Raw genomic sequence first — 20370 nt, 5'->3', positions numbered from 1 at the left:
CGGTGCGGTTCTCCTTGCCGCCGGCACTGCGGCGCGGCCGACGCGGGGGTGCCTGGACCGGAGATTGCCAGGCCAGCTCGACGGCGACCTCGGGCGGCAGGTGCCCGAGCTGCGTGTCCGCGTCCCGGCCCTCGGCGAGGTGGACAACAGGCAGGCCGGTCTCGTCGGTGGCCTGGACGATCCGCTCCACGCGGTGCGCCAGCGGAAAGAACGGGTTCATCGCCTGCCGCACCGAAGCGCTCCGTTTGCAGGCGGACAACAGGTCAATGAGATCGCCGACGGTCAACTCCGCATGAGGCACGGGCAATCATCCTCCTTGCATGAGGTGACTTAATGAGTGGCGGCCTGTGCTGCCGCCGGATACACAACGCGACTTCCGGCGGAGGACTTCCTTCCAACTCAAGTCGGAGCACTATTGACGCCGCGCGAAGTCTCCAGCACGCGCGCTGCTGCGGCGGCGATATCGGCCGGGCGACGTATTAGGGTCTGTTGCGAAAGTGGACCAAGGTCGTGAAATGATCACTTGCCGTGGGGCGTGGCGACCTGACGCGCAGCCAGTGAACCTGACTTGAGCGGTCGTCGCCGACGGGCAAGAAGCCAGGACGGTCGCCGACGTGGACCCGTCGGCAGCTGATCGACGGCATACGATGGCGGACCAGGACTGGTGCGCCGTGGCGAGATCTCCCCGAGCGGTACGGGCCGCGGGATCGGGCCTACGACCTCTTCCAGCGGTGGCAGCGCGATGGCACGTGGAAGCGGATCTTCGAGCACCTGCAGGCCGAGCCCGAGGCGAAGGGCCTGATCACGTGAGATGTCAGTGTGGACTCCACGATCGCCCGCGCGCACCAGCACACCGCCGGGGCCCGCAAAAGGGGGATCTGCCGAAGAGCCTCCTGGCGGCGTCGACACCGAGCCCGACGACCACGGCCTCGGACGCTCGCGCGGCGGACTGACCACCGAGCTGCACCTCGCGGTCGAGCAGGGACAGAAGCCTCTGTCCCTGCTCGACACCGCTGTATTGATCACGAGCGTTGTTGACAGCTCACTCGGTTTGATCATGGCGAAGACCTCCAGTGTGGTGGAGGTGTCTCAGCTGCACCGCACAACGGAGGTCTTCGTGTCCCACCGTAATGCCCGGCTGACCGTCTACGGCAGGCGGCTGCTGGACGACCGGGTCCGCTCCGGTCGGCCCGTGGCCCACGTCGCCGCGGAGATGGGCATCTCGCGGCTGACGGCCCACACGTGGATACGCCGCTGGCGGACGGAAGGGGAGACGGGCTTGTGCGACCGCCCCAGCCGACCGCACACGATCCCGCACCGCACGCCGCCGGGTCTCGAAGCGTCGGTGTGCCGGCTGCGGAGCGAGCGCAAGCTGGGGCCGGCCCGCATCGCTCCGGTCCCCGGCCTGCCCGCCTCGACCGTGCACCGCATCCTGACCCGCCACGGCCTGCCTCGTCTGGCCTGGCTGGACCGGCCCACCGGCCGGCCTGTCCGCCGCTACGAACGCGACCGGCCGGGCGAACTGGCGCACGTCGACATCAAGAAGCTCGGCAACATCCCCGACGGCGGCGGCCGGCGTGTCCTGGACCGCGTGGCTGGCGACCGCAACCGGCAGGCCACCACCACGGCCCGCCACAGCTGCAAACCAGTGATCGGCTACAGCCACATCCACTCCGCCGTCGACGACCACTCCCGCCTGGCCTACAGCGAAGTCCTGCCTGACGAGCGCAAGGAGACCGCCGCCGCATACTGGCAACGGGCCCACGCCTTCTTCGCGGCCCACGGCATCACCGTCCAGCGGATCCTGACCGACAACGGCTCCTGCTACAAGGCCAAGCTGTTCACCCAAACCCTGAACGCGGCCGGCATCGCCCACCAGCGCATCCGCCCCTACCGGCCGCAGACCAACGGCAAGGCCGAACGCTTCGACCGCACCCTCCTGGACGAATGGGCCTACCTGCGTCCCTATGCCAGTAACGACGAGCGCACCACGGCCCTGGCAGACTTCCTGCACACCTACAACCACCACCGCTGCCACACCGCACTCCAAGGCCAGCCACCCATCAGCCGTGCGAACAACGCTACGGGTCAATACACCTAATCGAGGCGGTGATGGTCGAGGACATGTGCGGCGGTACGTAGCAGGGGCTGGTTGTGGCGGAAGGAGTGGGCGCGCAGCCGGGCCAGGGCGTCGTCGGGGGTGAGGTCGTCCTTGGCGGCGAGGATGCCGGCGGCCATGTGGACGATGGGCGGGTAGCCCTGCGGTCCGCGCTGGACGGGGCGGGCGTGAGGGGCGATCAGGTGGGGGTGCTCGTCGAGGGCGAGCAGGGCGAGGATGCGGGCGTAGGCGGCGGCCCGGTCCGTGTGGACCGCGGTGAAGGGGACGGGGGCGCAGCGGTAGAGGTCCATGGCGCCGATGAGGAGGTTGCCGATGGCCAGGGGCAGGGCCAGGACGCGGCGGGCTCCGGTCTCGCAGGCGGTCGGTGTGAAGGCGGGCCACCGCCCGCCCGCCTGGTGCAGGTCCGCTTCGACGGGGCGGCGGTGGACGTAGGCGTCGGTGCACGGTCCCTCGCCGGTGACCAGCTGGGCGTCCTCCACGGCCCGGGCGCGCTCGTCGGTGGCGCAGCCCAGTATGCGCAGTTCGCCGGTGGTGACCACGGTGGCGCCGCCGAAGTCGGCGTCCAGGTCCTCGACGCAGGCCCGGCAGGCGGTGTGGAGCGTGATGGCGTCGGTGGCGCCCACGGCGGCGATGCGCTGCCACGCCGCGTCATGATGCTCAGGGGTCATAGGACTGTCCCTTCCATTGGGAATGCCCCGGGCACTGGACGGGTGGGACAGGGTTTCCGCCGGGGGCTGGGGCGGGTGCCGGCTGGAGCCGCGGGTACGGCTTGGGGTCAGGGGCGCTGGATGGTGGAGGTGTCGAGCGAGCCGTCGATCAGGTGCCGGGACAGCGTGGTCAGGGACTGCCGGTGCGCGCGGGCGTGCCGGCGCAGGGCGTCGAAGGCGTCGTCGAGGGTGGTGTTCCAGCGTTCGGCCAGGATGCCTTTGGCCTGCTCGATGCAGATGCGGCTGGACAGGGCGGCCCGCAGCTGGGCCCGCTCCACATTGCCGTGGGCGATGGTGCGGTGCTGCAGGATCGCGATGGTCGCCACGTCCGCCAACGCCTGCGCCACGCCTGCGTCGGAGGTGCTGAGGTCCTGTTCACGGGTGTCGAAGAGGTTCAGCGCGCCCACGATCTGCTGGCGCAGCCGCAAGGGCAGGGCGTGGGTGGTGGCGAAGCCGGCCTGGCGGGCGCGCTCGGCGAAGCGCGCGAACCCGACGGTGTGTACGGGAGAGGTGAGGGCGATGTTCAGCCGGGCGGTGCCGCTGCGGTGGCACTCCACGCACGGCCCCTGGTCGGCCTGCAGGGCGAACAGTTCCAGCAGCCGGGTGTGCTCGTCGGAGGCAGCGATCAGCTGGAGGCTGCCGCCCGGATCGGCGAGCATGACGCCGACCGCCGACACGTCCAGCAGGTCGTTGCACCGGTCGCACAGCCGATGCAGGAAGTCGATCAGGTCGAAGTCGTCGACCAGCGTGTCCACGGCATCGACCATGGCCGCCAGCAGTCGTTCTTCACGCCTCATGGCCTTTCAGTCCCTTCGCCGGAAGTCTCCGGCCCGTTTTCATCATTGCGGAAGCTCAACCGCCTGGCCACCACGTCCTCGGCGGCCTCCACCAGGCTCTGCCCGTGCCCGTAGGCGTAGCCCCGCAGGAGTAGGAGCGCCCGGGCGAGCGGCACTCCGGCCTGCACGCTGATCATCCCGGTGGCCTGGTGGGCGACGGCCCGGTACAGCTCCGAGCCGCTGTCGGCTCTGGCGAACGCGTCCCGTTGCGGGCCGCCGTGCAGAAGTACGGCGGTCAGGGCGTTGGCCACCAGCCAGGCGTCGGTCAGCGTCTCGTCCGGGAGCGGGCCGGGTACCGCGCGCTGCAAGGTCAAGGTGCCCAGGCACGCGGAACCGACGTGCAACGGCAGGCAGAAGACGGCACCGATGCCCAGCGCCGCGGCCTCCGGCAGCAGTACGGGCCACCGGCCTGCCGCGACCCGCGACAGGTCCGGTACCAGAACCGGCGCGCAGGTCACCATCACCTCGGGCCCCGGCCCCTGGCCCAGCGTGAACTGCAGGTCTTCCAGCCATGTGCTGGTCCCCTCGGTGCACCACAGCAGTTCGCTCTGGCTGTCGGCCGTTGTCGCGCACGCGGCGATGCCATCCACACCAAGGAGCTGGGCGCACAGCTCGGGGTCGGCACCGATCAGTCCCCGGTCTCCGGCGGCGGGCTGCAGGCTCCTCAGCACGGCAGCCAAGTCACAGCCGGCTCCCACCGCTTCTCACCTCCTCCCGGCACGACCACCGTCGCCCGCGGGTGAAGTCCCCTCAGGACACAACATACTCCGGACACCTTCCGTGCCAGAGATTCCTCGGCGGCCGGCGGACCAGGGCGCCCGCGCACGTCCGGCCCCGGCCCTGGCGGCCAGTGGGCGGCGCTGAAGGCCCCCGCCTGTCTGGTCACCCGCCTGCCTGGTCCCCCGCTTGCGGGGTGCCGCTCGGACCGGTGATCGCCTCGGCCGACGGCCAGGACCAGCGCTGATCGCACTGATCGTGGGTCCGCACGGAAGTCCGCACGGAAGCCTGCGGCGACTCACCCTGCGGTCGGCATACCGCGCGGTGGTGGCGCACCGTCGGCTTCGCGGCCGTGCGCGCCCGGGACGCCGCCGACGGTCGGTTCGACTCGGGCAAGGTGCCGGGGGTGGTATCCGGGGCCGCTGTGCCGATGGCGTCGGCCGGTGTGTCTGCGCCACGGGCAGGCAACCTGTTCGTGACCGGCGCCGCCCGGCCGGTCCCGCTCACCTCACAGCACGGGGCTCCGCCACCGGCTCGTAACCCTCCTTTGCCCCCACAGCGGGGCGTAGGGTGAGAGCGACAGCTGCCCGGAGCCACACTGCTCGTCCTCCACCCTGACATTGGCTTCCGATCAGGGCAGCATCGGCGGTGAATGCCGGAGAACGGACACGCAAGATGTCCGCACACAACCAGATCCCCACCCCGCTCGCCACCCCAATGAGTTCCCCGTGAAGCCCCCACGGCTCACAGTGGTCGTCCTGGCCGCCCGCTTCGTGGGCCACGACCAGCCGGCCCAGCACCTCGGCGAGGCATGCCGGGCCGCCCTGAACGGAGCGTATGCGGTGGGGCTGACGCTGGCCGCGGACGCCGCCCTCGCGCAGCGGGTGTCCCTGTGCGCGGCCGGCACCCTCGCCACCCACGGGGAGACCCTGCAGGTCAGCCTCGGCGAAGGCCCATGCGTCCAAGCACTGAACCAGATGGCGCCGGTACTCGCCGACGACGTCGACGACGCGGACGCCGTCCGGCAGTGGCCCACCTACGCCGAACAGGCCCGAGCCCACGGCATCCGCGCCATCTTCGCCCTACCCGTCCTGGGCGGCCCCGACCCGGCGCAGCAGCCCGGGCTCGTCCTGTGCCTCTACCGCGACCGGCCCGGCCCGATTCCCGAGGCTGACCTGCACCTCGCCCAGGACCACGCGGACGCCGCCGACCTGCTGCTCCTGGCCACGCCCACGCCGAATGCGGAAGACCTCGCCCACGCCTGGCTCCTGCCGGCCGACGCGGTCGTCCACCAGGCCACTGGCATGATCAGCTACCGGCACGCCGTGAGTATCAGCCAGGCCTTGGCCCTGCTGCGCGCCCACGCCCACACCCAGGGGACGGACCTGTCCACCCTCGCCCACGCCGTGGTCCACGAACGCCTGACCCTGCCCGGCCTTTCCGGCCCTCCCGCACCCGGCCTCCCACCACAGTGACGCGACCGCCAGCCGGCACGCACTGGTCGCCCTCCTGGACGACGGCGCCATACGTCCGACTCCGCCGGCGGCCTTGCGGGGTGGGGTCGACTGACGGTGGCAGCCGGCGCTTCGAGGCAAGCATCGCGTGTTGGTCCGGAAAGGGCTGGAAGGCGGTCGGTGACCGTGTTGGCCGCCGAGGCGTCGATGTCGACCCAGCCGTCGTCGACACGCGTTGCAGGCGGCGTTCTGCTGTTCACGGTAGCGGCAGTGGCGCATGCCGAAGCTGTGGAGCACTCGTCGATGGTGTCCTGCGCCGAGGCGGCCGACACTACGCGCCTTCCCCGCCCCAGCCCGCGGAAGATGGAAGTGCGCGGTGCCGGAGCAGGGAATCGCTGTGCGGGCCGGTCACGGCGCGCTACGGTGAGTAGTGCACCGTGGGACCGCCCAGGGCCGTGTGGAACCGGCCGAGCGGGCGGCCCCGGACGGGCCAGGTGGAGTCGAGGCGAGCAGCAGTTCCTGTCAGCGGGCGTATCGCGGCCCCCTGTGGCCGGACTCCTTCTCCCACCGCCGAACGCGCGCCCAGCCCCCGCTCCCGTCGCGGAGGCGGGAGCCTGCCGATCGGCGGCCCCGACGTGGACATCACCGAATCGCAAGCGCGCGTCGCCGAAGCGATGCGCGACCTGGTGCACCGCACCACCGACTTCGACCCCCTGGAACTGCTGCACGACCTGACCGCTCACGTGGCAGAGCTGCTGCCGGTGGCCGGGGCCGGCGTCACCGTCCTGGACGAGCTGGGACGCGTGGAGTACGCCACCGCCTCCGATGAACGCTGCCGGCACCTGGAGCAGGTCCAGGTCGACCTGGACGAAGGGCCGTGCCTGGAGGCCACCCGTACCGGGCTCGCGCTGGCGGTCAGCCCGCTGACCGGCCCGCCGGCCCTGCGCTGGCCCCGCTTCGCCCGCAACGCCCGGCGCGTGGGCATCACCGCGGTGGCCGCCGTCCCGCTGCGCTCCCCGGCCGTCACCATCGGAGCACTGAACCTGATGAGCGACCAGGACAGCGACACGGCGCCCAACGGCCCGCAGATACGCATCGCCCAGGCCCTGGCCGACGCCGCCGCCACCTGCTTCGGACACCAGCAGGAGGCCCGCGACCAGGCCTCCGTGATCGAGCAGCTGACCATCGCGCTCGACAGCCGCCTGGTGATCGAACAGGCCAAGGGGGTGCTGTCGGAACGCCTCAAAGTCTCGGTGGACGAGGCGTTCCAGCGCCTGCGCCAGCACGCCCGGGCCCGGCAGCAGAAACTCACCGCCCTGGCCTGGCCACCGAGGTCGCCCAAGGCACCATCCCCAACGAACTGGCCTCCAGCTGAGCCCGGCCAGCCGGCCGGAGCGCACCGTACGGTAGCCTGCCGTGCCTGCCGTGCCTGCCGTGCCTGCCGTGCCTGCCGTGCCTGCCGTGCCTGCCGTGCCTGCCGTGCCTGCCGTGCCTGCGACGGAAGGTAACCCATGCCCCGTATCAACCCGGACCAGCTGTGGGACCGGCTGCGCGCCGTCACCCGCGCCGGCCAGGGACTGGGCGCTCTCTCGCCGAGCTTCGCCGCGCGCCATCTCGGTTACGACGCCCTGACCTTGTGCCTGGCCCCCCCCCGCGGACACCTGGAACTCCTGTGGTGCGACGATGCCGCCGGCCGGCTCGGCCCGGCACTGGACGACCTGCAGTACACCCTCGGCGAAGGCCCCACTCTGGACGCCGCCCGCACCGGCCGCACCATCACCGAACCCGACCTGGCCGCCACCCCCACCGGCCGCTGGCCGCAGTTCCTGCCCGCCGCCTCCCGCACCCGCGCCCGCACCCTCATCGCCACCCCCCTGCGCCTGGGCGTCGTACCCGCCGGGGCCCTGACCGCCTACGGCACCGCCCCCGGCGCACCCACCGCCCACCAGCGCGACAGCATCATCCGCTTCGCCCGCGCCGCCCTGCTCCTGCTCCTGCAGACCTCCCCCGCCCGGCTGCTCACCGGCGACCACGCCCTGGGCATCACCCTCTACCGTGCCGAAGTCCACCAGGCCGCCGGAGCCCTGGCCGTCCAGCTCGCCCTCCCCCTCGACCAGGCCCTGCTACGACTGCGTGCCCACGCCTACGCCCACGACCGCGCCCTGCTCGACGTCGCCCACGACATCCTCACCCACCGCCTCCACCTTGAGCAGGAGGACACCGCCCCCTGACCCCGGCCGCCTCCGGCGAACGCCCCAGGCGGCGCGGCGGACCTGCTCAGCCCACCCGCGGCACCGGCGGCACGCTGCGGGCCGCGCCCGACCGCCCGTGCGCGGACGGCAGCAGACCAGGAGCCGTTCGCAGTTGCAGGTCGCCTCCCTTCGACACCTCGGCGATGGACGGCTGGGCGGTCGCCGGACCCGCGGTGCCGCAGCCGGCCCCGGGTAGTTCAGGTCTCGTTGGCCACCACCAGCGCGCTCCGGCCAGATCCAGCGCGGTCACCGCCGTCAGGTCCAAGCGGACGCCGCGGCCGGGAAGACGCCGCGCAAGCTCCCCCAGGTACCGTTCCAGGGCCGGGTGTGTGCGCGGCCCGATGGCGCCGCTCAGGCGCAGGACGGGCGGACGCACGGTCCACTGCGCCCATACCACTGCCGGAGGGGACGGCGGTGGCGACATGATCGCTCCAGGGCCCGGGGAGCTGAATGAAATTCCTGTCTTCAGGAGGCAGTTCGCCCGCCGCGGCCGGCGGAAACCCGCCGCCCAAGTCCCCGCAGCGCGACAACGTCCCTGGCCCTCTCATACGACCGCGGGCTGGGACAGGGGCCGATGCCCGCCCTCCACCGTAGGGCAACCCGACTGCGCCGGATCGGCCGACCATGCATCGCGGTGGAACGCGGCTGGCGTCCCCCACCGTGACCGTGACCGTCCCGGGCCCGGTCGATCAGTTGCGGATCGCTGCCCACCAGTGACCGCGCTCCCTCACCTGCCGACCCCACCACTACCTCCGAGCACTCACGACGGCACCACGGTTCGGGTACCAGGAAACCGAACCGGAGCGCGCCCAGCGAGCCACCGTTCGTTTCGCGCCCGGACCCTACGCTGAAGGGAGCCGGCTGCCGTACCCCCGCGGCCGGTCAGGTCGCCCGGCGTCCCGGACCCCGACGCCCGGCGACCGTCCCTGTGCAACGGCACCGCCCAGCGAGGGCATCGGCGCCTCGAAGGACGGCCTGCCGACGTTACTTGTGCCACCAGCGGGACGTATCGGCGCAGCAGCCGGCCGTGCGGGGCTGGATCAGCCGACAGACCATCGTCCATGACCGAAGGCGCCATGGCGCGTGGGCTGTGCGTTAGCGCGACGACATGCGTGCGGCCCTTGAAGCCCGAAGTGCTGGGTGACGCGCATGGTGCGCCACCGGTCAGGAGTGTCGCCGCCGGCAGGAGGCGGTGGCCGGACGCGTGGGCGCCCCCGCACACTCTCGCTCCCGGTTCTCCCCGGCGCGGTCACGTCTGAGTACGGCCGTTCCGCCTTCGCCGTCCACCTCCCGAAGCGGTGGCACACGGCCGACGGCGTTCTCTCTCTCCCCCGGGCCGGCAGCCGGCGGGGCGCGGACGTGCGCGGTGCGGCCTGCGGGCCGGGCGCTGTCGCCCCTTAGCGCCCATCCAGTACCACCGCCAGGGGCTTTGTCTTGCGTGAGAGCCCCTCCCACCATCGCAACAGATCCTGGTCTCCCCGGGCCGCGTCCCACTCAGTCAAGCCGCCCGTCTTACAACGTCACAGCCCGGTTCAGGCGTGTTGCTCCGGGTGGGCAGGAGGGTCGGAGCGCAGCGTCGACCGTGGCGCGCCGAGCAGTTGCAGACGATCGCGAACCGGGCGCCGGCGTGCGCGGTTGAGCCGGTAGGGCATGAAGGCGCCCCCGCCGGGGCGGGAGGGGATCGCGACAATCCGGGCGGGGGCGCCTGGCGGGGTGGGTCAGGGGCTGTGACGGGTGCGCACGACCTCTCGCGCCATGTCGTGGAGCTTTGCCCGCCGATAGCGTGCGTGCCGACGCAGGTGGTGGAATGCCTCGTCGACGGAGACCTGCCGTACCGCGGAGATCACTCCCTTCGCCTGTTCGATGACCACTCGGCTGGCCAACGCCTGCCGTAACTGATGGGTCAGGCGCTTCAGTTCTTCGAGGGCGGTGGAGTGCGCCAAGTAGGCGGTGGCTATGTCGTTCAGCAACCGGACCGCCGACAGGTCGTGGGACGGCCAGGGCCGGGCGGCCGTGTCATAAAGGTCGACAGTCCCCAGAACCCGGCCGTCACCGTACAGCGGGACGCTGGCGAGGGCCACCACGCCGAACCGGCGTGCCACCTCCTCGTACGCGGGCCAGCGCCCGGGGGCCCGGGTCAGGTCCACCACCACCACCGGACGCGCGGTCCGCAGCGCGTCGGCGCACGGGCTGCCGGTCAGGCGCTCCTGGGCTTCGCCGAGCGCGGTGGATGCCTCGTCCAGGGCTTCGGCGAGCCGTGGGCGGTCGTCCACGCACAGGGACACGCCCGCACTGCGCATTCCCAGGCTGCTCGCTCCGCACCGGGCCAGTTCGTGCAGCACCTGGCCGACCGGGGGGAGCCCGGCCAGCGTGGTGGCGAACCGGGTGGTTTCCGCGAACAGCACATCCTTGTCGGCCATCGGCCGGACGCCCCTTTCCTCGCACTACACGCGGTGTACTGATGCCTACGGTAGGAGCGGTAAGGCGGGGTGGTGATCCCGCGTATGGGCCGTTCACACCCCTCAGGTGGGCCGAGACCGGGGCCGCGCGGGTCTCAGGTGTCCGGACGGCCTCCCGGGGCGGGGTCCAGCAGCCCCTCCCGGATGGCCGTGACGACCGTTTCGAGCTGGCTGTGCGCGTTCAGCTTGTGCATGACGCTCTTGACGTGGCCGCGGGCCGTGTGCGGGCTGATGACCAGGCGTTCGGCGATGGCCTTGGGGCCCAGCCCCTGCCCGAGCAGCCGCAGCACCTCCAGTTCCCGCGCGGTGCAGCGGCCCCGACCCTGCTGTCGGGAGGCCGGCCGCGCCGGCCGCTCGGTACCGGACGGGAGCGGTTCGTCGCCGGGCACCGCGGCCAGTGCCGCGAGCGTGGCGCCCGCGACCAGCAAGGGTCCGGTGGCCGGGGCACGGATCGCGGCGAGGATGTCCGGGAGCGCGCTGTCCTTGGTCAGGAACCCCGCAGCGCCGGCCGCGGCCGCGGCGGCGAGCAGCCGGGGGCGGGGGTCTCCGGTCAGGATCAGCACGCGCAGGGCGGGGGCGGCCGTCTTGAGCAGTGAGGTGCCCGAGATGCCGTCGGTGCCGGGCAGGTGGACGTCCATCAGGACGACGTCGGTGCCCGTCCGGGCCAGGGGTAGTGCCTGCTCGACCGTGTCCACGGTGCCCACGCACTCCAGATCGGGCTGGGCGCCGATGGCCAGCTCCAGCGCGTCGGCCAGCGTCCGCTGGTCCTCGACCACGAGCACCCTGGTCATCGTCGACCCCTGCCGTGTCTGCGCTGTTCCGCGCCGTATCGGGAACGGACGTCTCCGAGCCTAGGCCCGGCCACCGCTTTGGCGCTCCTGTCCGGACGAACCCGGCCACCGCTCTGGCGACCGGTTGCCGGGCGGAGGACAGTGGAGAGCAGGGCGGGCGACGTACGGGGATCGCGCGGGGAGGTGTGCCCTCAAGTGACCACGTACTCCTTCGTTCTCTACGTCGCGGGGCAGACCCAGCGTTCCCACGAGGCGCTGGAGAACCTGCGGTCGCTGTGCGAGGCCCGTCTGCGGGGGTACTACGAACTGTCCGTCGTCGATGCCGTCGAGCGGCCCGAGCTGGCGGAGCGGTGGCGCATTCTCGCCACGCCCACCGTGGTCCGGTTGCGTCCCGTGCCCCAGCGGAGGGTGGTCGGAGACCTGTCGGACCAACACCGCGCCGCCCTCGCTCTGGGCCTGCCCCATCTGGACGAGTTTGGAGGCGCGTGACCATGGCCGCCGGTGACGACACGCTCCCGCGAGTGCCCACCAGCATCAACGGCTTCGACCGGGTGGCGCTGGGCGGCCTGCCCAAGGGCCGCTGCACCTTGGTGACGGGTACGGCGGGCAGCGGGAAGACGCTGTTCGCCGTGGAGTTCCTGGCCCTGGGCCGGCAGCGGTCCGGTGATCCGGGAGTGTTCGTCACCTTCGAGGAGTCGCCTGCCGACATCCGGCGCAACGCCGCCTCGCTGGGCTTCGACATCGCGGCCTGGGAAGCCGAGGGCGCCTGGGCGTTCGTGGACGCGTCCGCCGACATCGCCGAGGAGGGGCCGACGGTCGGCACGTACGACTTCGGCGCGCTGGTGGCGCGGATCCGCCACGCGGTGCGCAGGACCGGGGCCACCCGGGTGTCCCTGGACTCCCTGGGCGCGATCTTCACCCGGTTCCCGGACAAGGCCATCGTGCGGCACGAACTGTTCCGGATCGCCACCACGTTGGAGGACCTTGGTGTCACCTCCGTCCTGACCGCCGAGCGGACGGACGAGTACGGCAGCATCTCGCGCTACGACGTCGAGGAGTTCGTGCTGAACAACGTCATCGTCCTGCGCAATGGGCTGTACCGGGAACGCCGCCGCCGGACCGTGGAGATCGTCAAGCTCCGGGGGGCGCCGCACCGCACCGGGGAGTGGCTGTTCACCATCGACCCGCAGGACGGCATCGTCGTCATCCCCCTCGCCTTCCTGCCCCTCGACAAAGGGACGGTCCGGCGCGACCGGGTCTCCTCCGGCATACCGGCCCTGGACGACATGTGCGACGGGGGGTTCTTCCGGGACGCGGTGATCCTGCTCTCCGGACCCACCGGCGTCGGCAAGACGCTGACCGCGCTCAGCTTCATGGTCGCGGGCGTCGACGCGGGCGAACGCTGCCTGCTCTACACCTTCGACGAGACCGAGGAGCAACTGCGGCGCACCATCGCCGGCTGGGGCGTGGACCTGGCCCAACTGGACGCCACGGGTCTGTTGACCCTGGTGTCCGAGTATCCGGAGACCTCATCCCTGGAGGACCACTTCATCCGCATCCGCCGGTCGGTCCAGGAACTGCGGCCGCAGCGGCTGGTCATCGACACGCTGTCCGCGCTGGAGCGCATCGCCACCCCACGGGCGCTGCTCGACTTCGTCATCGCCCTGGGCGCGGTGCTGCGACCCCGGGGCGTCACCACCCTCCTGACCGCGCTGCCCGGCCAGTCGTACGCGGGACCGGGCGGTCCGTCGATCGCCGGACAGATCGCGAGCCTGACGGACGTCGCCATCCTGCTGCGCTACATCGAGTCGCCGGGTCACGTCGGGCGCGCCATCACCGTGCTCCAGACCCGCGGCTCGGCCCACGACCACCGCGTCCGCGCGGTCACGATCGACCACAGCGGTCTGCACGTGGGTGCTCCCTTGAGGGGTGTGTCCAACATCCTGGCCGGGTATGGGAGCCCGCTGCTGGACGCCAGGCCGTGGCCCGCCGGGCCGGCCGAGGGCACATCGCAGCCGGAGCCGCATGAATGACGCCGTCAGCCCGGGCTCCCGCTCCCCGTCACCCGGGGAGCGGGAGCCCGGCGGGCCGGACCACGAGGACATCGTGCGGGCGGTCCTGGCGGCGTCGGCGGACGGCATCGTGGCGATCGATGAGCAGGGCGTCATCCGCTACTGCAACCCGGCCGCGACCGAACTGTTCGGCCGCCCGGCCGACGACCTGACCGGCAGCGACCTCGGCTCCCCGCTCGCCGTCGGCGAGACCACCATCGACCTGGTGCTGCCCGCAGGCGGCAGCCGCGTCGTGGACATGCGGGTCACCACCACGGTCTTCGAAGGCGAGCGGCTGCACGTCATCGCGCTGCGGGACATCACCCGGCGGCGACAGGCGGAACGCGAACTGGAGGAAGCACTGGAGCGCCGGAACGTCGTCGTCGCCGTCGCGGCCCACCAACTGCACAACCCGCTGGCCGCCATCGGCCTCCTCATCGACGTGCTGCGCGACCGCTACGCGGCGGCCGACCCGCAGCGGCGCACCGAGATCCTCGCCCGGATCGCCGAGCGCGTCACCCACCTCCAAGGGCTCGTCCGCAAACTCCTCACCGCCTCGCGGATCGACGCCCACGAGGCGAGCGGCACCCCCGAGCGCATCCCCGTACCGGGCTTCCTCATCGAGCGGCTGGCCGACCTCGGTGAACGGGCGCAATCCGTCCGCCTGTCCAGCGGGCGCGGACTGCACGCGTACGTCGACCGGATCGCCTTCTCGGAAATGCTCACGAACTACCTGGAGAACGCCCTGTCCTACGGCCGCCCGCCGGTCGAGGTGCGGGCCGAAGGGAAGACCGAGGAGAGCGGCGGTCGCTGGGTGGACATCACGGTGCGCGATCACGGACCGGGGGTGGCCTCCGACTTCGTCCCTCGCCTGTTCGAACGGTTCAGCCGCGACCCCACCCACGAGCAGGGCACCGACGGGGCCGGCCTGGGGCTGTGGATCGTCCGCAACCTGGCCCGCACCAACGGAGGCGACGCGTGGTACGAGCCGCAGCCGAACGGCGCGTGCTTCCGCCTGCGGCTGCCGGGGGTGGAGGACGGAGGAGCGTGAAGCGGGCCGTGTGGTGATCGATCGTCCGCGACCGGTACGTTCAACCGCTCCCCTTTCGCGACTCCGGCACGGTCGCCAGGTCGTCGGCGGGTGACATCGCCCCGGCGGTGTCGGGTGCTCCGGACCGCGCATCCGGTGTCGACGCGCCGGGAGCGTCGCATGCCAGGAGCGGCGGTGCATTGCAGGCAACGGCGGGCGCCGACGCGCCGTTCGGCGTGCTGCGGCGGGAGAGGCCTGACGGTCACGGACCTGGTCGCACCGTTGCAGCGGGGCGGGCCGGGGCTGTCCAGGCGGTGGTGCGAAAGTGTGCCGCGCTGCGAGGCGAAGAGACCCTGTATCAGAAACCCGGCTGCCAGGTCATCGGCCTGCCGGCGGCAGCGAACGCTCGACCGGCTGTCGGCGAAACCCACCGACCGTACCCGCGCGTTCGGTTCCGCGGGCACCCGCCGTTCGTCCCACATACGCACTCATCGGGCGCGACGGTCGCCCTCCCGAACCGCACCCACCTCCCACGCGCAGCTCTCAGCGACAGAGACCAAGGGACCATGCACGGACCAACAGACGAAGAACTTGCCGGTGTCGTACCCACCGAAGAAGCTGGGCTCTTCCGGAAGCACAGGAGGAGGTGCCTGCCCTGGGCTTTTGCCCGTCAGGCGCCTTCTTCTCGTCTCACTTCGCCACACCGCTTTCGGCCAGCGGTCGTGTGGCGCCGGTGCCGGTTGAGCCGCTGGGCTTCGGCGAGCAGCCGTTGATGGGCCGCGATCAATTCACGCGCTGTGCGTTGCAGCTCATCGGCCAGCTCGCACACACCGTATGCACGTGTCCGGATGATGCTCCACCGTGCCTCTGCCACCATGCAGCCGGAGTGCCCCGAAACGGCGCTGCCATGTCGGCGCCAGAGTATGCGTGTCCGTCCACCGGAGTGGTTTCCCCCGACGCGCCCGGGGCGTACACCGGGCCCGGGGCGGAAACTGTGGCGCGGGGGTGTCGGGCCGGGGTGGGCGGGGGAACGATGGGGGCAGGCGCGGATGGCCGGCCGGACGGCGGCGCGGCTGACGCGCGGGAGCCGCGCGTCAACCAGCGCGCTGTCCGCTGGCTCGGCGAAAGGCGTAGATGGCCATGCCCAACGGCACGCGGGCGCTGCAACCCGGCGCCCCCTCCCCCGGCGACAGGCCCTCCGCAGCACCCCACCCGCCGTCCGGCGGCGGGCCAGGCATTCCCGCGCCCGCCGCGCGACCCACCGCCGGCGCCGAGGCTGCCGCACCTCCCGGTACGCAGGCGATAAAGATCCTGCTCGTCGACGACCGGACCGAGAACCTCCTGGCCCTGGAGGCCGTCCTGGCCCCGCTGCACCACCGGCTGGTGCGCGCCACCTCCGGCGAGGCCGCCCTCAAGGCGCTGCTGTCCGAGGAGTTCGCGCTGATACTGCTCGATGTGCAGATGCCGGGCATGGACGGCTTCGAGACCGCGGTGCACATCAAACGCCGCGCCCGCACCCGCCACGTACCGATCATCTTCCTGACCGCGGCCGGCCACAGCGCCCACCACACCTTCCGCGGTTATGCGGTCGGCGCCGTCGATTACCTGGTCAAACCCTTCGATCCCTGGGTCCTGCGCGCCAAGGTCACGGTCTTCGTCGCGCTGTACGACATCAACCGCCGCCTGCACGAGCAGACCGCCTTGCTGAAAGCCGAGCACCAGCACCGCGCCGGCCGGCCGGCCACCACGCCGGCCGTGAGCCCGCTGCTCGTCGAGATCGACTCCCGGCTGCGCGATGCCGAGGACGCCGCCCAGGACCTGTACGCTCAACTGCCCGCCCACGCCCTCCCGGCCGGCGCACTCGCCACCGCCGCGGCCCTGGCCGAGCACCTGTCCCGCCTGCGCCAGTACACCGACCTGCTGCTCGATCACACCGCCCCGCCCCCTCCCCGTGACCAGCGGCCTCCGGTGCCGGGCGATTCCTGACACCGTGCCTCTCGGACGGGAGCCGAGGGGACGAAGTACTGTTCACGGGGTGGCCACCGCACCGCGCAGCTTTCGGTTGCGAGTATCCGGGTGACGGCCGGTGGCGGGATACTGGCGGGAAAGCGATGGAGGACGGCTGGGTGGAGCTCTCGCAGGGGTCTGGCGGGCGGTTGCCCGGCGAGGCTGTGTTGACGGTGTGCCCGTTGCCGGACAGGCCGGGGCTGGAGGCGGCAGGGGAGATCAGCTTGAGCACACGCCCGATCTGGGAGGGGGCGCTGGAGCGTCTTGCTCGGTGTGAGGATGACGTCTTTCATATGGAGATGTCGGGTGTGACCTTCATCGATGTGGCCGGCGCGTCCGCGTTGGCCCGCACCGCACACGGCCTGGGCGAGGGGCGGCGCGTCGTGGTCAGCCGGCCGCCGGGTACGCTGCGGCGTCTGCTGGAGCTTTTCTGGCCAGATCTGGCGGCGATGGAGGTGACGCTGTGATGCACGCTCCCCCGGCCGACGAGCTCTTCGATCACCCGGCGCTGTTCTACTGGGACGATCAGCAATATGTGGAGGGAACGGTTCCGTTCATCCTCGACGGTGTGGAGGCGGGGGAACCGGTGGCCGTCGCCGTTCCCGCCGACCGGCACGCATTGCTGAAGCAGCAGTTGGGCCGGTTCGCCGATGCGGTGCGCTTCATCGACATGACGCAGGCCGGGCGCAACCCGGGCCGGATCATCCCGGGGGTGCTGCGGGCCTTTGCCGACGCCCAGCCGTCCGGACGTGTCTGGATCATCGGCGAGCCGATCTGGCCGCAGCGCACCGATGTCGAGTACCCGGCCTGTGCCCAGCACGAGGCGCTGATCAACGCGGCGTTCCGCGGCCGTGCCGTATCGATCCTCTGCCCCTACGACGCGGCCGGCCTGGACGCCACGGTGCTTGCCGACGCGCACGCCACGCACCCGTTGATCATCGATCCGGGCGGCCGGCGTACCAGCCCCGCCTACGACCCCGAGGCCGTCGTCGCCCGCTACAACCAGCCGCTGACTCCCCCGCCCACCGCGAAGACGGCCGACTTCGGCGCACCGGAACTGGCCGCGGTACGGCAATGGGCCACCGGTCAGGCGCGCGAGCTGGGGCTGACCGGCGCCCGGTTGCAGGACATGGAGCTGGCGGTGGCCGAACTGACCACCAACAGCGTGCTGCACGGTGGGGGCACGGGCACCTTGCGGGTCTGGAGCGAGGGACGTCAGGTGGTGTGGGAGGTGTGTGACCGCGGGCGGCTGACCGACCCGCTGGCCGGACGGAGCCCGGTGCCTGCGGGGCAGCTCGGCGGGCGTGGGCTGCTGCTCGTCCACCTGGTCTCCGACCTCGTACGGATGCACACCAGTGAGCAGGGCACCACGGTGCGCTGCTATTTCTCCTGCTAGCTGTTGCCGCCGGGGGGAGTGCTGGAGGGCGCTCCCCTTTCCGTACCGCTCCCGGCACGTCCCCTCGACCGTTCCGGAGCAACTCCCGCGCGCAGGGTTGGCCTCGGCTCCCCCGTGTGCTGCTATGAGGCGAGTTCTGCCGAGTTGACCGAAGTGACCTTAGAAGCAACCCATGGAACGCGAGGATTCATGGACACTTCTCGCAGGCACCAGCAGACACCCGCCCCGAACGGGCACGACCACCCCCACAGCCCCAGCGGATCCGCGTACCCGTCGGCGTCGGCGTCGGGGACGTCAGGGGATGACGACGGGCGGACGACGGCGGAGTGCGGCCACGAGCGGGGGCACGTACTGGATTCGCTCTTTCACGGGCAGGGGTACGCCACAGCCGCCAGCCACCGGATCTTCTGTGACCGATGTCGGCTGCGCCGATGGCTCGACGTGGAGGCCGTGCTGGCGGGCAGTCAGGAACAGCTCGGCATGGTCCCGCCCGGGACGGCGGCACGGGTGGCGCGGGCCTGCGAGCCGGGCCGGATCGACCTCGCCTCCCTGGCTTCGGAGTTCCGCCGTACGGGCCACTCCCTCGTGCCGCTGCTGCGCGGCCTGGCGGCGGCGTGCGAGGCGGGCTCGGGGGAAATGGTGCACCTGGGAGCCACCACCCAGGACATCCAGGACACCGCGCAGTCCCTGGAGATGCGGGACGTGCTGGACGAGGCGGACCGGGAACTGGCCGCCATGACGACACGCCTGATCACGCTGGCGGGAACACACCGCGACACCCTGATGGTGGGCCGCACCCACGGACAGCCCGCGCTGCCGATCACCTTCGGCCTCAAGGTGGCGAGCTGGCTCGACGAACTGGTGCGGCACGGTGAGCGGCTGGCCCAGCTCCGCGAGCGGGCCCTGGTGGCCCAGCTGCACGGCGGCGTCGGCACCATGGCCGGCTTCCAGGGGCGCGGGCAGGAACTGCTCGCCGACTTCGCCGCCCGCCTGGGGCTCGGCGTCCCGGTCGTCGGCTGGCACGTCGCGCGGGACCGGGTGGCCGAGTTCGGTACCACGCTGGCCATGCTCACGGCGACGCTCGGCCGGATCGCCGAGGAGGTACGGGTGCTCTCGCGCGCCGAGGTCGGCGAGCTGTCCGAGGGCTGGGAGTACGGGCGGGTCGGCAGCAGCACCATGCCGCACAAGCGCAATCCCGAACGTTCCGAACAAGTCGTCCTGCTCGCCCGGCTCGCCCGGTCCGCCGCCGCGCTCGGCGTCGAGGGCATGGTGCAGGAGCACGAGCGCGACGCACGGGGCCTGCGGATGGAATGGGTGACGGTCGCCGACGTGTCGCACTACACGCTGGCGGCGCTGGCCATCCTCAACGAGGTCCTCGCCGGGCTCCAGGTGCACGATGAGCGGATGGCGGAGAACGCGGCGTCGGTGGCGGAGTTCCTGTGTACCGAGGCACTGATGCTGGCCCTCGGCGAACGCATCGGCAAGCAGAGCGCGCACACCCTGGTCTACGAGGTGAGCCAGCGGGCGCAGAGCGACGGCCGTCCGCTGCGTACCTGCGTACGCGAGTGCGCGGAGATCACCTCCCGGCTCTCCTCCACCGCGCTGGACGACCTGCTCGACCCGGCCCGCTACGTGGGCGAGGCCGGCGCCCTGACCGACCGGGCGGTGGCGCACGCCCGGCTCCGGCCGGCCCAGCCCGGCGCGCCGGTCCCGCCACCGCCGGCCCGCGCGGAGGAGGGGGTGCCCTCATGACCGCTCTGCTGCGTTTCGACGGTGAGCGGGCCGGCGAAGCCGACATCGAGGCGCACACCCCCGAGATGCGCGGGCAGCGGCAGCACCTGATCCGGCAGCTCGCCGTGCAGCGCGGCGACCGGATCCTGGACATCGGCTGCGGCCCCGGCTACCTGATCTCGGAACTGGTGGATCCGGTCGGCCCGGACGGCGAGGTGTGCGGCATCGACATCAGCGCGTCGATGCTGGAGCTGGCGCGGGCGCGGTGCGCGCCGGCCGGCGCGCGGGTGAACCTGGTGACGGGACGCTGTGAAGAGATCCCCTTCCCGGACGCGTCGTTCGACGCCGCCGTCTCCTCACAGGTCTACGAGTACGTCGGCGACATCGAACGCGCGCTGGCCGAGCTGTACCGGGTGCTGCGTCCAGGAGGCCGCGCGGTGGTGCTCGACACCGACTGGGACTCGCTGGTGTGGCACTCCGCCGACCGGCTCCGTATGCGGCGGATCCTCGACCTGTGGGAGGACCACGTCGCCGACCCCCGGCTGCCCCGGCGGCTCGGTCCGCTGCTCCGGGAGGCCGGGTTCGCCGAGGAGAGCCTGACCACGCTGACGTTCCTCAACCGGCGGTGTGATCGCGACACCTACAGTTACTGGCAGGTCGGCTTCATCGAGGCGTTCCTCGCCGGCCATCCCGGCGGGGATCCGGAGGTGACCGGGGCCTGGAGCCGGGAGCTGCGCGAGCTGGACGCGGCGGGGCGGTACTTCTTCAGCCTCGGCCGGTACGCGTTCACCGTGGTCAAGCCCGGCGACTGAGTCGGGAG

At 71.9% G+C, this 20370-nt stretch carries 18 protein-coding genes and 1 pseudogene; 13 read left to right on the top strand and 6 right to left on the bottom strand.

The window, feature by feature from the left end; all coding sequences use genetic code 11:
* Positions 1-16: 16 nt before the first annotated feature.
* Positions 17-301 (bottom strand): annotated as a pseudogene (locus tag AB0L45_RS27520) (hypothetical protein); the annotation flags it as partial.
* Between the two features lie 329 nt (positions 302-630).
* On the opposite strand from AB0L45_RS27520, the gene AB0L45_RS27515 reads away from it, so the two are divergent.
* The gene (locus tag AB0L45_RS27515; protein ID WP_365844517.1) at positions 631-810 is read left to right on the top strand and encodes a transposase; all 180 of its coding nucleotides are present in this window, start codon (positions 631-633) and stop codon (positions 808-810) included.
* A 307-nt stretch (positions 811-1117) separates the two neighbouring features.
* Entirely contained in the window at positions 1118-2101 is a 984-nt protein-coding gene (locus tag AB0L45_RS27510) for an IS481 family transposase (protein WP_365844465.1), read from the top strand.
* Here AB0L45_RS27510 and AB0L45_RS27505 read toward each other — a convergent pair.
* From AB0L45_RS27505 to AB0L45_RS27495, 3 genes are all read right to left on the bottom strand, one after another.
* Positions 2098-2787, bottom strand: a complete 690-nt coding sequence (locus AB0L45_RS27505) for a GAF and ANTAR domain-containing protein (RefSeq protein ID WP_365844462.1) — start codon at positions 2785-2787, stop codon at positions 2098-2100. The two genes, AB0L45_RS27510 and AB0L45_RS27505, sit on opposite strands and share 4 nt — an antisense overlap.
* Positions 2788-2894: 107 nt before the next feature.
* Positions 2895-3623, bottom strand: coding sequence for a GAF and ANTAR domain-containing protein (locus AB0L45_RS27500; RefSeq protein ID WP_365844460.1), 729 nt, complete (start codon positions 3621-3623; stop codon positions 2895-2897).
* Positions 3620-4333: a GAF domain-containing protein gene (locus AB0L45_RS27495; RefSeq protein ID WP_365844458.1), complete on the bottom strand. Its 714-nt coding sequence runs from the start codon at positions 4331-4333 to the stop codon at positions 3620-3622. The genes AB0L45_RS27500 and AB0L45_RS27495 overlap by 4 nt, the downstream gene beginning before the upstream one ends.
* A 774-nt stretch (positions 4334-5107) precedes the next feature.
* Here AB0L45_RS27495 and AB0L45_RS27490 point away from each other — a divergent pair.
* The 3 genes from AB0L45_RS27490 to AB0L45_RS27480 all read left to right on the top strand — a co-directional run bounded on the left by AB0L45_RS27490 (position 5108) and on the right by AB0L45_RS27480 (position 8064).
* The gene (locus AB0L45_RS27490) at positions 5108-5854 is read left to right on the top strand and encodes an ANTAR domain-containing protein (protein ID WP_365844456.1); all 747 of its coding nucleotides are present in this window, start codon (positions 5108-5110) and stop codon (positions 5852-5854) included.
* Between the two features lie 614 nt (positions 5855-6468).
* Positions 6469-7341: a GAF and ANTAR domain-containing protein gene (locus AB0L45_RS27485; RefSeq protein ID WP_365844454.1), complete on the top strand. Its 873-nt coding sequence runs from the start codon at positions 6469-6471 to the stop codon at positions 7339-7341.
* A gap of 3 nt (positions 7342-7344) precedes the next feature.
* Positions 7345-8064: an ANTAR domain-containing protein gene (locus tag AB0L45_RS27480; protein ID WP_365844452.1), complete on the top strand. Its 720-nt coding sequence runs from the start codon at positions 7345-7347 to the stop codon at positions 8062-8064.
* 1739 nt (positions 8065-9803) lie between these two features.
* Here AB0L45_RS27480 and AB0L45_RS27475 read toward each other — a convergent pair.
* Together AB0L45_RS27475 and AB0L45_RS27470 are read right to left on the bottom strand one after the other, a co-directional pair.
* On the bottom strand, positions 9804-10505 hold the full coding sequence (locus tag AB0L45_RS27475; RefSeq protein ID WP_365844450.1) for a GAF and ANTAR domain-containing protein: 702 nt from the start codon (positions 10503-10505) through the stop codon (positions 9804-9806).
* 134 nt (positions 10506-10639) lie between these two features.
* Entirely contained in the window at positions 10640-11335 is a 696-nt protein-coding gene (locus tag AB0L45_RS27470; RefSeq protein WP_365844448.1) for a response regulator transcription factor, read from the bottom strand.
* A 195-nt stretch (positions 11336-11530) separates the two neighbouring features.
* Between AB0L45_RS27470 and AB0L45_RS27465 the strand changes: the two genes are divergently transcribed.
* The 8 genes from AB0L45_RS27465 (at position 11531) to AB0L45_RS27430 (ending at position 20362) form a co-directional block, all read left to right on the top strand.
* Positions 11531-11824 carry a circadian clock KaiB family protein gene (locus tag AB0L45_RS27465; RefSeq protein ID WP_365844446.1) on the top strand — a complete coding sequence of 98 codons (294 nt, stop codon included), beginning with the start codon at positions 11531-11533 and terminating at the stop codon, positions 11822-11824.
* 32 nt (positions 11825-11856) lie between these two features.
* Positions 11857-13368: a circadian clock protein KaiC gene (gene kaiC, locus AB0L45_RS27460; protein WP_365844444.1), complete on the top strand. Its 1512-nt coding sequence runs from the start codon at positions 11857-11859 to the stop codon at positions 13366-13368.
* A complete protein-coding gene (locus tag AB0L45_RS27455) occupies positions 13361-14437 on the top strand; it encodes an ATP-binding protein (protein ID WP_365844442.1) in 1077 nt (358 codons plus the stop codon). Before kaiC ends, AB0L45_RS27455 begins: the two co-directional genes overlap by 8 nt.
* 1119 nt (positions 14438-15556) lie before the next feature.
* Complete coding sequence (locus AB0L45_RS27450) at positions 15557-16402, top strand: response regulator (RefSeq protein WP_365844440.1); 846 nt, start codon at positions 15557-15559, stop codon at positions 16400-16402.
* Positions 16403-16542: 140 nt separating this feature from the next.
* Entirely contained in the window at positions 16543-16890 is a 348-nt protein-coding gene (locus AB0L45_RS27445; protein WP_365844438.1) for an STAS domain-containing protein, read from the top strand.
* On the top strand, positions 16890-17819 hold the full coding sequence (locus AB0L45_RS27440; RefSeq protein WP_365844436.1) for a sensor histidine kinase: 930 nt from the start codon (positions 16890-16892) through the stop codon (positions 17817-17819). The genes AB0L45_RS27445 and AB0L45_RS27440 overlap by 1 nt, the downstream gene beginning before the upstream one ends.
* A 351-nt stretch (positions 17820-18170) precedes the next feature.
* Positions 18171-19571 (top strand): adenylosuccinate lyase family protein, encoded by a 1401-nt coding sequence (locus tag AB0L45_RS27435; RefSeq protein ID WP_365844515.1) that lies wholly within the window; start codon positions 18171-18173, stop codon positions 19569-19571.
* On the top strand, positions 19568-20362 hold the full coding sequence (locus tag AB0L45_RS27430) for a methyltransferase domain-containing protein (protein WP_365844434.1): 795 nt from the start codon (positions 19568-19570) through the stop codon (positions 20360-20362). The genes AB0L45_RS27435 and AB0L45_RS27430 overlap by 4 nt, the downstream gene beginning before the upstream one ends.
* Positions 20363-20370: the final 8 nt, after the last annotated feature.

This window comes from Streptomyces sp. NPDC052496, assembly GCF_040679095.1.
In the GTDB taxonomy this organism is placed as follows: domain Bacteria; phylum Actinomycetota; class Actinomycetes; order Streptomycetales; family Streptomycetaceae; genus Streptomyces.
This window is presented reverse-complemented; position numbering and strand designations above follow the sequence as displayed.